This window comes from Bradyrhizobium valentinum (assembly GCF_001440405.1).
GTDB lineage: Bacteria > Pseudomonadota > Alphaproteobacteria > Rhizobiales > Xanthobacteraceae > Bradyrhizobium > Bradyrhizobium valentinum.
Map to the genome: position 1 here is coordinate 38987 of NZ_LLXX01000175.1, position 12503 is coordinate 51489.

12 protein-coding genes are annotated in these 12503 nt (G+C 63.4%); 9 read left to right on the forward strand and 3 right to left on the reverse strand.

All coding sequences use genetic code 11. The features are described 5' to 3' along the window. The first annotated feature begins 39 nt into the window (after nt 1-39). The 9 genes from paaA (at nt 40) to CP49_RS31655 (ending at nt 8614) form a co-directional block, all read left to right on the forward strand. Nucleotides 40-1032 carry a 1,2-phenylacetyl-CoA epoxidase subunit PaaA gene (gene paaA, locus CP49_RS31615; protein ID WP_057854046.1) on the forward strand — a complete coding sequence of 331 codons (993 nt, stop codon included), beginning with the start codon at nt 40-42 and terminating at the stop codon, nt 1030-1032. Nucleotides 1033-1043: 11 nt separating this feature from the next. Continuing rightward, complete coding sequence (gene paaB, locus CP49_RS31620; RefSeq protein WP_057854047.1) at nt 1044-1331, forward strand: 1,2-phenylacetyl-CoA epoxidase subunit PaaB; 288 nt, start codon at nt 1044-1046, stop codon at nt 1329-1331. 429 nt (nt 1332-1760) lie between these two features. Next, nucleotides 1761-2537, forward strand: a complete 777-nt coding sequence (paaC, locus tag CP49_RS31625; RefSeq protein ID WP_057854048.1) for a 1,2-phenylacetyl-CoA epoxidase subunit PaaC — start codon at nt 1761-1763, stop codon at nt 2535-2537. After that, complete coding sequence (gene paaD, locus CP49_RS31630) at nt 2531-3034, forward strand: 1,2-phenylacetyl-CoA epoxidase subunit PaaD (RefSeq protein ID WP_057854049.1); 504 nt, start codon at nt 2531-2533, stop codon at nt 3032-3034. The genes paaC and paaD overlap by 7 nt, the downstream gene beginning before the upstream one ends. 154 nt (nt 3035-3188) lie before the next feature. Beyond that, nucleotides 3189-4268, forward strand: a complete 1080-nt coding sequence (gene paaE, locus CP49_RS31635; protein WP_057854092.1) for a 1,2-phenylacetyl-CoA epoxidase subunit PaaE — start codon at nt 3189-3191, stop codon at nt 4266-4268. A 209-nt stretch (nt 4269-4477) separates the two neighbouring features. Continuing rightward, entirely contained in the window at nt 4478-4927 is a 450-nt protein-coding gene (gene paaI / locus CP49_RS31640; RefSeq protein WP_057854050.1) for a hydroxyphenylacetyl-CoA thioesterase PaaI, read from the forward strand. Nucleotides 4928-4942: 15 nt separating this feature from the next. Beyond that, complete coding sequence (gene paaK, locus CP49_RS31645; protein WP_057854051.1) at nt 4943-6274, forward strand: phenylacetate--CoA ligase PaaK; 1332 nt, start codon at nt 4943-4945, stop codon at nt 6272-6274. 33 nt (nt 6275-6307) lie between these two features. Continuing rightward, nucleotides 6308-7330 (forward strand): quinone oxidoreductase family protein, encoded by a 1023-nt coding sequence (locus tag CP49_RS31650; RefSeq protein ID WP_245310957.1) that lies wholly within the window; start codon nt 6308-6310, stop codon nt 7328-7330. A gap of 219 nt (nt 7331-7549) precedes the next feature. Next, complete coding sequence (locus CP49_RS31655; RefSeq protein WP_156438767.1) at nt 7550-8614, forward strand: YeeE/YedE family protein; 1065 nt, start codon at nt 7550-7552, stop codon at nt 8612-8614. A 157-nt stretch (nt 8615-8771) separates the two neighbouring features. On the opposite strand, the gene CP49_RS31660 is transcribed toward CP49_RS31655, so the two are convergent. The 3 genes from CP49_RS31660 to CP49_RS31670 form a co-directional block, all read right to left on the reverse strand. Further along, nucleotides 8772-9995, reverse strand: coding sequence for a bifunctional alpha/beta hydrolase/OsmC family protein (locus CP49_RS31660; protein WP_057854094.1), 1224 nt, complete (start codon nt 9993-9995; stop codon nt 8772-8774). 187 nt (nt 9996-10182) lie between these two features. Next, nucleotides 10183-10848, reverse strand: coding sequence for a sulfite oxidase-like oxidoreductase (locus CP49_RS31665; RefSeq protein ID WP_057854053.1), 666 nt, complete (start codon nt 10846-10848; stop codon nt 10183-10185). Between the two features lie 210 nt (nt 10849-11058). Further along, nucleotides 11059-12480, reverse strand: a complete 1422-nt coding sequence (locus tag CP49_RS31670) for an amidase (RefSeq protein ID WP_245310959.1) — start codon at nt 12478-12480, stop codon at nt 11059-11061. Nucleotides 12481-12503: the final 23 nt, after the last annotated feature.

Genomic DNA, 12503 nt, shown 5'->3' on the forward strand with positions numbered 1-12503 from the left:
GTTATATATTGCCTCCCAACAAATATCGGGAGGTCCGCCATGTATACGCAGGCGCTCAATTCGTCCGAGGGCGAAGACCGCAACATTGAGGACGCCGCGCGGGCTGCGCAGTTTCAGGCGCGCATCGACGCCGACGAGCGCATCGAGCCCAACGACTGGATGCCGGCGGCCTATCGCAAGACGCTGACGCGGCAGATTTCCCAGCACGCGCATTCCGAAATCGTCGGCATGCTTCCCGAGGGCAACTGGATCACCCGCGCGCCGTCGCTACGCCGCAAGGTCGCGCTGCTCGCGAAAGTTCAGGACGAGTGCGGCCATGGACTTTATCTCTACGCCGCCGCCGAGACGCTCGGCTCCTCGCGCGAGGAGCTCGTCGATCTCATGCTGGCGGGCAAGGCAAAGTATTCCTCGATCTTCAACTATCCGACGCTGACCTGGGCAGACATCGGCACCATCGGCTGGCTGGTCGATGGCGCGGCGATCATGAACCAGATCCCGCTGTGCCGCTGTTCCTACGGCCCTTACGCGCGCGCGATGATCCGCGTCTGCAAGGAGGAGTCCTTCCATCAGCGCCAGGGCTTTGAGATCATGCTGACGCTGTGCCGCGGCACCGACGAACAGAAGGCGATGGCGCAGGATGCGCTGAACCGATGGTGGTGGCCAGTCTTGATGATGTTCGGCCCGCCCGATCAGGTCAGCCAGCACAGCGACACCTCGACCAAGTGGAAGATCAAGCGCTTCTCCAACGACGAGCTACGCCAGAAATTCGTCGATGCCACGGTGCCGCAGGCGCAATTCCTCGGGCTGACAATTCCCGATCCCGGCATGAAGCAGAACGTCGACGGCAATTGGGAATACAGCGCGATCGATTGGGAAGAGTTCAAGCAGGTGCTGGCTGGCAACGGCCCCTGCAACCGTGATCGCCTGGCCGCGCGGCGCAAGGCGCATGAGGACGGCGGCTGGGTGCGCGAGGCGGCAATGGCCTATGCCGAGAAGCGCCGGCAGCGCTCCGCCTTGCAGGCCGCAGAGTAGGGAGACGATCAATGGCAACGCCGAACATTCCGCTCTGGGAAGTCTTTATCCGCAGCCGCAACGGGCTGGCGCACAAGCATGTCGGCTCGCTGCATGCGACCGATGCGACGCTGGCGCTGCAGGCTGCGCGCGACATCTACACCCGCCGCGGTGAGGGCCTTTCGATCTGGGTGGTGCCGTCGAGCGCGATCACCGCGTCCGATCCGTCCGAGAAGGGCATGATGTTCGAGCCGGCGGAATCCAAGATCTACCGGCACCCGACGTTTTACGACGTGCCCGAGGAAGTCGGGCATATGTGACTCTTTTCTCTCCTCATGGTGAGGAGCGCGGAACGCGCGTCTCGAACCATGAGGCCCGAGATGTCGATGCAAGTACAACAGGCCTCATCCTGAGGAGCTTGCGAAGCAAGCGTCTCGAAGGATGGCGGCAGAGGGACTCGTGGCCCATCCTTCGAGACGCGCGTTCCGCGCTCCTCAGGATGAGGTTTGAGCTAGTGGATACAGGTGGAAGCAGAATGACCGTTGCCAACATCACCGTCTCCGGACGATGCTTCGCATCGCCGGGAGAACCACGAGGCCCGCGGCCAAGAATACAGACCTCATCCTGAGGAGCTTGCGAAGCAAGCGTCTCGAAGGATGGCGGCAGAGGGACTCGTGGCCATCCTTCGAGACGCGCGTTCCGCGCTCCTCAGGATGGGGTTTGAGCAAGTGGATACAGGTGGAAGCAGAATGACCGTCGCCAACATCACCGTCTCCGAAACGCCGCTGGTGCTCTACACGCTGCGCCGCGCCGATGACGCCCTGATATCAGGGCATCGGCTGTCGGAATGGTGCGGCCATGCGCCGATGCTGGAAGAGGATATGGCGCTCGCCAATATGGGCCTCGATCTGCTCGGTCAGGCGCGTGAGCTCCATTCCTATGCGGCTAAAGTCGAGGGCAGGGGCAATGACGAGGACAAGTTCGCCTATCTGCGCGACGTCAGGCAGTACCGCAATCTGCTGCTGCTGGAGCAGCCGAACGGCGACTTTGCTCGGACCATGGTGCGGCAATTCTTCTACGCTACCTTCGCCGATCTCTACTGGCGGGCAATGATGCGCTCTACCGACGCGACGCTGGCGGCGATCGCGGCGAAATCGGAAAAGGAAAGCGCCTACCACGTCAGGCATTGTTCGGAGTGGATCGTTCGCCTCGGCGACGGCACCGAGGAAAGTCACCGCCGCACGCAAGGAGCGATCGATGAACTCTGGGCCTTTACCGGCGAAATGTTCGCCGTCGATGACAGCGAGCGCGGCCTGATCGATGCCGGCATCGCGATCGATCCTGCGCCGCTTCGTTCGCAATGGCTGAAGACGATCACAGGTGTCGTGGACGAGGCTACGTTGGCCTTGCCGAAGAACGACTGGATGCAGCAGGGCGGCCGCAGCGGCCGCCACAGCGAACATCTCGGCCATCTTCTCAGCGAGCTGCAATCGATGCAGCGGACCTTTCCGGGGGCGACATGGTGACGGCCGTCCACAGCGATACCGATCTGCGCCGCCGCGTCTGGGAGGCGGCCTCAAAGGTGGTCGATCCCGAAATACCCGTGCTCACCATTGCCGATCTCGGCGTGTTGCGCGACGTCGAGGTCCACGACGGCCGTGTCGAGATCGCGATCACGCCGACCTATTCCGGCTGTCCCGCCATGAACATGATCGCGCTGGAGATCGAGTTGGCGCTGGAACGCGCCGGCATCGCGCGGCCGACCATCCGCACTGTGCTGTCGCCGGCCTGGACCACGGACTGGATGAGCGAGGACGGCCGGAGCAAGCTCCGTGAATACGGTATCGCTCCGCCGCAGGCCTCGAACTCGCGCCGCGCGCTGTTCGGCGAACAGCGCGTCGCCTGCCCGCAGTGCGGCTCACAAAATACCGAGTTGCTATCCGAATTTGGCTCGACCTCCTGCAAGGCGCTGTGGCGCTGCAAGAGCTGCCGCGAACCGTTTGACTATTTCAAGTGTCACTAGCCATGTTTGTCGTTGCCAGCGAGAGGATGCCGTCATTGCGAGCGAAGCGAAGCAATCCATTGTGCCGCAAAACAAGTATGGATTGCTTCGTCGCTTCGCTCCCTTGCGCAAACGCTTTGCGTTTGTCGCAGGCAATGACGGCGGGGAGATACTGATGTCCCACGCGCCGCGCTTTCACCGTCTTGCCGTCAATGACCTCCGCCGCGAGGCGGCCGATGCGGTGTCGATGACCTTTGCGATCCCGAAAGAGCTGGAAGGCGATTACAGCTTCGCGCCCGGGCAATACCTCACACTGCGTACAACCATGGACGGCGAGGAAGTGCGGCGTTCCTATTCGATCTGCTCCGGGCCCGACGATGGCGAGCTGCGTATCGCGGTGAAGAAGGTCGACGGCGGCGCGTTCTCCAATTGGGCGGCGGAAGAGTTGAAGAGCGGCGACGAGATCGACGTGATGACGCCGACCGGCCGCTTCGGCATCGCCCATGCGCCCGATGAGGCACGGGTCTATGTCGGCTTGGCCGCGGGGAGCGGCATCACGCCGATCCTGTCGATCGTCAAGGGCGTGCTCGCGCGCGAGCCCGATAGCCGCTTCTTCCTGTTCTATGGCAACCGCACGACATCGGGCATGCTGTTCCTCGAAGAGCTGGAGGAACTGAAAGACCGCTTCATGCAGCGGCTTTCGCTCTTCCACGTCATCTCGGGCGAAGAGCAGGATATCCCGATCCTTCACGGCAGACTCAACGGCGAGAAGGTGCGCGTACTGTTGCGCTCGCTGGTGCCGGCGGCAAGCGTCGATCATGTCTTTATCTGCGGGCCTGCGGGCATGAGCGAGGACATTGAGGCAACCTGCCGCGACATCGGCATTGCCGAAGATCGCATCCATGTCGAGCGCTTCGTCTCGGAGTTCGGCGGCAAGCCGCGTCCGAAGAAGGTCATTGAGGCGTCCGCGCCGCCCAAGGCGATGGCGTCGTTGATCATCGACGGCAAGCGCCGCGAGGTCCCGGTCGCCGAGGAAGAATCGATCCTCGACGCCGCATTGCGCGCCGGCATGGATTTGCCGTTCGCCTGCAAGGGCGGCATGTGCTCGACCTGCCGCGCCAAGCTGGTCGAAGGCGACGCCCAAATGGAAGTGAATTATTCGCTGGAGCCGTGGGAGCTGAAGGCAGGCTTCATCCTGACCTGCCAGGCGCGGCCGCGCTCGGACAAGGTCGTGGTGGATTACGACCATGTGTGACTACACCGTCATTCCGGGATGGTCCGTAGGACCAGACCTCAGATGCGCAATTGCGCATCGGGGAATCTCGAGATTCCGGGTTCGATGCTTCGCATCGCCCCGGAATGACGGAAGCGGTTGAATGAAGTAACTACGTAAAGAGGCCAAACAGGCCCGTACGCACAGGGAGAGAACGTCGTGGAACCGTCTCGCAGAGCGGGCTATCAGCTATGAATGTCGTGCTGTCGCCCGACGAGATCGCTCGCGCCTGCGCGGATGCGATGTGGAAGGAAGACGACGCCAGCAAGGGCCTCGGCATGAAGATCGTCGAGGTGAAGCCCGGGCAGGCGACGCTGACGATGACGGTGCAGCCGCACATGGTCAACGGCCAGCGCATCGCCCATGGCGGCTTCATCTTCCTGCTGGCCGATTCAACCTTCGCCTTTGCCTGCAATTCCCGCAACGAGCGCGCGGTCGCCGCGCAGTGCGACATCGCCTTCATCCGGCCGGGCAAGCTTGGTGACGTGCTGGTTGCCACCGCGCGGGAAATCTCGCGCAATGGCCGGTCCGGAATTTACGACGTGCGCGTCACCGTAGGCGATGTCGTGATTGCCGAGTTCCGCGGCCACTCCCGCACGATTGCCGGCACCTGGTTGCCAAGTGCGACCCCACAAGAATAGGAAGGGAAACGCGTCATGGCCATGGCAAGATTGAAATCCAGCGGAAGCGGTTACAGCGCCGAATTGGACGAGGCCGAGCGTGCCTCGCGCGATGAGATCATGGCTTTGCAGACGAAGCGTCTCGCGTGGTCGCTCACGCACGCCTATGACAATGTCGCGCACTACAAGAAAGCGTTCGACACGGCCGGCGTGCATCCGTCCGATTTCAGGCAACTTCCCGATCTCGCCAAATTCCCGTTCACCGTAAAGACTGATCTTCGCGACAACTATCCCTTCAACATGTTCGCCGTGCCGCGCGAAAAACTGGTGCGCGTCCATGCGTCGTCGGGCACGACCGGCAAGCCGATCGTAGTCGGCTACACCCAAGCCGATATCGACATCTGGTCGGACGTGATGGCGCGCTCGATCCGCGCCGCCGGCGGCCGCACCGGCATGATCATTCACAATGCCTATGGCTACGGCCTGTTCACCGGCGGGCTTGGTGTGCATTACGGCGCCGAAAAGCTCGGCTGCACCGTGGTGCCGGTTTCCGGCGGCATGACTGAGCGCCAGGTGCAACTGATCAACGACTTCAAGCCCGACATCATCACGGTGACGCCGAGCTACATGCTGGCGATATCGGACGAGTTCAAGCGGCAGGGCCTCGATCTCCGAAAATCGTCGTTGAAGTTCGGCATCTTCGGCGCCGAACCCTGGACCAACGCGATGCGCGCCGAGATCGAGCAGACCTTCGACATGGACGCGACCGACATTTACGGACTCTCGGAAGTGATCGGCCCCGGTGTGGCGCAGGAATGCGTGGAGACCAAGGATGGCCTGCACATCTGGGAGGATCATTTCTATCCCGAGGTGATCGATCCCGAGACGGGCAGGGTGCTGCCCGACGGCGAGAAGGGCGAACTGGTATTCACTTCGCTGACCAAGCAGGGCTTTCCGATCATCCGCTATCGCACCCGCGACCTGACGCGGCTGTTGCCGGGCACGGCGCGGCCGGGCATGCGGCGCATGGAGAAGGTGACGGGGCGCTCCGATGACATGATCATCCTGCGCGGCGTCAACGTATTTCCGACCCAGATCGAGGAAGCGCTGCTCGCGACCGATTGGTGCGGCGGCCATTTCACCATCGAGCTGACGCGCGAGGGCCGTATGGACGAGATGACCGTGCTCGCCGAAGCCCGCCCGGAAAGCTGGGACGCCAGCGGGCTCCACGCGCATGCCGAAAAAGTCGCGGTCTTCATCAAGAATACCATCGGCATCACAGCGCGTATCAAGGCGGTGGCCCCGAACACGCTCGAACGTTCGCTCGGCAAGGCAAAACGTGTTTACGACAAGCGGCCGAAAGGGTAACTCCTGCCTGAACGAGAGAGCAGGAAGCCCGTGATGCCGGTTACCAAGGAAGACGTTAGACCCATGACGGTGCAGGCCCGTTGCGTCCGTCTGCCTTCGAAGGTCGCAGATGCAGCTTCGCTCGCACCGGTCATCGAGACGCGCGCGCTGTCACGCGGCGAAAAGGATCTGCTGATCGAGATCAAGGCTGCTGCCGTCAATCCGTCCGATGTGAAGGCCGCGACGGGGCTGATGCCTTATGCCGTATTTCCGCGCACGCCAGGGCGCGACTATGCGGGCGTCGTGGTTGACGGGCCAACGGGCTGGATCGGCCGCGAGGTGTTCGGCTCGTCCGGTGATCTCGGCATTCGCCGCGACGGCACGCATGCCACGCATCTCGTCGTCGAAGCCGACGCCGTGGTGGAGAAGCCGAACAGCATTTCCTGGGAAGAGGCCGCCGGCATCGGCGTGCCCTTTGTCACGGCGATGGAAGGCCTGCGCCGGGCCGGCATTCCCAAGGCGGGCGAGACCGTGCTGGTGATGGGCGTCAACGGCAAGGTGGGGCAGGCGGCGGTACAGATCGCGAGCTGGCACGGCGCGCGCGTCATCGGCATTGTGCGCAAGGCCGAGCCGTATGAGGGCCATGCCAGTTCGAAAGTCGAAGTCATCGATGCCTCCGAAACCGATGTCGCGGCGCGCGTGCGCGAACTCACCAGCGGCAAGGGCGCCGACATCGTGTTCAACACGGTTGGCGATCCCTATTTCCAGGCGGCGCATCAATCGCTGGCGCTGCGTGGGCGGCAGATCCTGATCGCCGCGGTCGACCGCATCGTCCAGTTCAACATTCTGGAATTCTATCGCGGCCAGCACACTTACGTGGGCATCGACACGCTCGGCCTGTCGTCGGTCGCGACCGGTGCGGTGTTGCGGGAACTCGGTCCCGGCTTCGCCGATGGCCTTCTCAAGCCGTTCCCGATCAAGCCGAGCGCGGTCTACCCACTGGAGCAGGCCAAAGCGGCATTTATCGCCGTGGCTGGATCGTCGCGGGATCGCGTGATCCTGCGGCCCTCGGCTTAGGCTTCGCGGCCGCTACTTTCATGACCTCGTGGAAAAACAAATCTCCTGTCTCGGTTGCCGGCAACATTTTTGTTCCCCGATTATTATGTTGTGCGAGAGATTCATTCTCTGCGTCGGCAGGCCGTGGACGGACCCACGCTTCCAACGTATTAGCAGCCCGGAAATTGCATCCGATTTGAGCAGTGGCAGCCGCGTCCGCGGCGCCCAGAGAGCAGGGAAATGCCAGTACTGGACGGTGGCCAGATTATCGTCGCGAGCGGGTTGCTGATTGGCCTCATCTATGGGGCGGTCGGCTTGTTGAGCGGCTTTTGCCTGCTCTCTGGCCTGCGCGGCTGGTGGGCCGATGGCGATGGCCGCCTGGTCCGCACCTATGCGCTGGCGATCGGCGTGGCCGTCGCCGCGACGCAATTGCTGGCGGCGGCCGGTATGGTCGATATCGGCAAGTCGATCTATCTGCAGCCCTCCTTCTCGGTGCCGGTCATGTTCCTCGGCGGGCTGTTGTTCGGTTACGGCATGGTGCTCTCGAACGGCTGCGGCTCGCGTGCGCTGGTGCTGCTCGGTCGGGGCAATCTTCGTTCTTTCGTGGTGGTGGTCGTGCTGGCGATTTTTGCGCAGATGACGCTGAAAGGCCTGATCGCGCCGCCCCGCATTGCGATGGTCGCCGCGTCGCAGACCACGACGACGGCAAATTCGGTGCCTGCGTTGCTCGCTGGCGCTGGCCTGAGCGCAACGGCGGCGCGGATGCTGGCCGCCTCGATCATCTCCGCGGCGCTGATCATCTTCGCCTTTGCGCATCCGGCGTTCCGGCGTTCGCCGGGCCAGATCGCCGCGGGTCTCGTGATCGGCCTTTTGGTAGCCGGCGGCTGGTTGGCGACCGGCTATCTCGGCGCCGACGATTTCAATCCGACGCCGGTGACCTCGCTCACCTTCATCGCGCCGATCGCGGACGCGCTGCAATACGTCATGCTGTCGACGGGATCGACGCTGAATTTCGGCATCGTCACGGTGTTCGGCGTGTTTGCCGGCAGCCTCGTCACCGCGCTGTTGACCGGACGCTTTCAGCTCGAGGGCTTTCAGTCGCCGCGCCACATGCTGCGCTCCGGTGGCGGCGCGGCGCTGATGGGCGCCGGCGGCGTGATGGCTTTCGGCTGCTCGATCGGGCAGGGCCTGACGGGATTTTCCACGCTGGCGGTGGCATCGCTGATCGCATTCTCCGGCATTCTGGTCGGCACCGCCGCGGGCCTGCGCGGCGTGCTGCGCGTACGCCCGCTGGCGACGGCTTAGAGCGCGCTTCGATAGCCGGGCTTTCATCCTTCGAGACGCATCGCTTCGCGATGCTCCTCAGGATGAGGTCTGAGACACAGGAGAAGTCTCTGACCCTCATGGTGAGGAGCGCTGCGAAGCAGCGCGTCTCGAACCATGAAGGCCCGTGGCCGGTCCACTAATCGGCCGCCTTGGTCACGATACGGATTTCCGACGTGAGGGTCCGGTGCACCGGGCACTTGTCGGCGATCTCCATCAAGCGCTTGCGCTGATCGGCGTCGAGAACGCCCTCGATCGAGATCACGCGGTCGATCCGATCGAGCATGCCCTCCCGCGTTTCGCATTCCTCGCAATCTTTTGCGTAAATCTTGCTGTGCTCCAGCGTCACCGTGATGCGCTCGACGGGCAGCGATTTTCGCTCGGCATACATCCGCATCGTCATGGAAGTGCAGGCGCCAAGGCCGGCGAGCACGAAATCATACGGCCCGGGCCCACTGTCCTGGCCGCCGACACCAACGGGCTCATCCGCCACCATTTCATGCGGACCTGAAGTGACGGTCTGCTGGAACTTGCTGTTGCGGGTTTCGCGCACCACGACGTGGCGCGGCGCCTCGATCGCGGCAGCGGCGGGCTGCGCTGCGACGGGTTCGATATAGCGTTCGGCCCAGGCGGCGATGACGCCGGCGACATAGGCGCTATCGCGCTTGCCGCTCAGCAGATGGTCCGAGCCTGCCAGCGATACAAAGCTCTTGGGATGCTTGGCGGCGGCAAAAATCTTCGTGGCGTTGTCGATGCCGACCGTGTCGTCGGTCGGTGCATGCATGATCAGCAGCGCCTTGTGCAGCTTTGCGATATGCGACATCAGGCTGTGTTCGGCAACGTCGTCGAGAAACTCGCGCCTGATGTGGAACGGCCGCCCGGCGAGCTGAACCTCCACCTTGCCATGCTTGCGGATGTCCTCGATGCGATCCTTGAACAGATGCGTGACATGCACGGGATCGGAAGGGGCGGCGATAGTCACGACTGCCTTCGCCTCCGGAATCTGCCCGGCGGCGGCAAGGATCGCCGCACCGCCGAGGCTGTGCCCGATCAGGAGAGCTGGAGCTCCGCGGGTTTCGCGCAAATGATCGGCAGCACGGACGAGGTCGGCCACGTTGGAAGAGAAGGTGGAGTTGGCGAATTCGCCTTCGCTGGCGCCAAGGCCGGTAAAGTCGAAACGCAATACGGCAATCCCTTTGGCCGCCAGCGCGGTCGCGATGCGTTTCGCCGCCAGCACGTCCTTGCCGCAGGTGAAACAATGCGCAAACAGCGCGTAGGCCTGCACCGGGCTGTCAGGCATATCAAGGGCAGCGGCAAGCTGATGGCCGCCTTCGCCGGTGAATTGAAAGCGTTCGTTTGGCACGGCTGTCTCCTCAGTTGATCCGGTCCGCTCGGCTGTAGTCATGACCTCATGGTTCGCCCGGCGATGCGCAGCATCGTCCGGAGACGCGCGGCGTCGCCGCGCTCCTCACCATGAGGGTCTCAGACCTCATCCTGAGGAGCCGCGCGGCGGCGTCTCGAAGGATGAAGCCAGACAAGCTGAAGCATACTCAATCGCCTGAATATCTCTGTTCGGCCCACGGGTCGCCGCGATTGTGATAGCCGCGGACTTCCCAATAGCCCGGCTTGTCTTCAGCAAGAAACTCGATGCTTTGCAGCCACTTTGCACTTTTCCAGAAATAGAGATGGGGCACGACGAGCCGTACCGGGCCGCCATGCTCCTGCTCCAGCGGCGCGCCGGACCAGCTATGGGCGAGTAGGGCATCTTCGGCGGCGAAGTCTTCCAGCGCCAGGTTGGTGGTGTAGCCGTCATGCGAATGCAGCACCACGAACCGCGCTGCCTCGCGCGGCCGGCAGGCATCGAGGAGATCGCGGGTCGAGAGCCCCTCCCACTGATTGTCGTAGCGCGACCAGGTCGTGACGCAGTGGATGTCCGATAAAAACTTGTTCTGCGGCTGCGCGGAAAACTGCGCGAAATCCCAGAACAGCGGAGTTTCCACCGCGCCATACACATCGAGCCGCCAGCGCTCGCGCGAAATGTTCGGCGTCAAGCCGAGATCAAGCGTCGGCCAATCCTTGGTCAAATGCTGGCCCGGCGGCAGCCGCGCTTCCTCCGGCCGTGACATCTTGCCGGTGAGGAATTTTCCCTCGCGCGCCCAGCGCTCCTTGCTGCGCGTCAGCTTGCTCTCCGGCGGCGGGTCGTGGTCATTGGTCATGTCGATCGCGACCTTGTTGCCGGCAGTATAGCGACACAGACATGAACCACCAACGGCGAAAATTTCACCTCATCTTGAGGAGCCGCGGAGCGGCGTCTCGAAGGATGAAGGCCCGGCTGTGGCCTCATGGTTCGAGACGGCGCGGAGCCTGTCATCGGGCCGCGCTGCGCGCGGACCCGTTGGCGCCTCCTCACCATGAGGGGTTGATATCTACTTCGGCGCCTTCGGATCGATCGGCGTCGTGCCGCGCAAGCCCAGAATATCCTCCAGCACCTTGGCTCCCGCGAGCAACTGAGCCTCGCCGCGCGGCGGCGCCACCACCTGCAGCCCAACCGGCAAGCCAGAAGCGGTGAAGCCGCAGGGCAGCGACAGGGCGGGGCAGCACACCAGCGTGATTGCGTAGACGATGCCGAGCCATTCGACGTAATTGTCGAACTTCTTGCCGGCGCATTCGGCGACGTAGCGGTTCTCGACCGGGAACGGCGGCACGATGGTGGCGGGGCTGAGCAACAGATCGTATTTGTCGAAAAATTCCAGCGTGCGCGCGGTCATCGCGACGCGCTGCGCCTCGGCGCGTTCGAGTTGCTCGACCGTCAGCTTGAGGCCCTCCTCGATGTTCCAGATCACTTCCGGCTTCAAGAGGTCGCGCTTCGAACGCAACAGCGCCGCCTTGGAGAGCGCAAAGTCGAACGCGCGCAGCACCTGGAAGCACTCATGGGCTTCACGCAGGTCCGGATGGGCCTCCTCGACGACGGCGCCCGCTTCCGCAAAACGCTGCGCAGCTTTGCGGGTGATGGCGGCGACCTCGGGGTCGACCGGCGTGATGCCGAGATCGGGCGAATAGGCGACGCGCTTCGGCTTGTTGCCGGAACGGGCGGCGGACAGAAACGAGGTCGGCAGCACCGGCAGCGAGAGCGGATCGGCGGGATGCTCGCCGCTCATGGCATCGAGCAATAGCGCGAGATCCTCGACATTGCGCGCCATCGGGCCCTGGACGCCGAGATTGCGGTCGATCGCCGCCGCCAGCGTACGTGCGACGCGGCCGATGCTCGGACGCATACCGACGACGCCACAGAAGCTCGCAGGGTTGCGCAAGGAGCCGCCCATGTCAGAGCCATGTGCGAGCCACGCGGTGCCGGTGGCGAGCGCAACCGCTGCGCCGCCGGAAGAGCCGGCTGCGGATCGCGACGTATCCCATGGATTGCGCGTCGGGCCGAACACCTCGTTGAATGTGTTGGCGCCGGCGCCGAATTCCGGCGTGTTCGATTTGGCGTAGATCACCCCGCCATTGTTCTCGAGGTGCTCGACCAGGATATCGGACTTCGCGGGGATGTTATCCTTGTAGATCGGCGAGCCTTGCGTCGTCAGGACGCCGGCGACATTGGTGAGGTCCTTGATCGGAATCGGAAGGCCGGCGAGCAGCCCGCGCTCGCTGACCGGCTTCTTCATCAGCACGGTGGCGTGCTTTCGGGCACGATCGAAGCACAGCGTCGGCAGCGCGTTCACCTTGCCGTCGACCTCGGCAATCCGCTTTTCCAGTACGTCGAGCAGGTCGAGCGGCGTAACTTCACCGGATTTCAGCTTGCCGACAATGGCAATCGCCGTCTCTCGCACCAGCCCCCGATCAGCCACTTCGCTCTCTCCGCTCGTTTTGC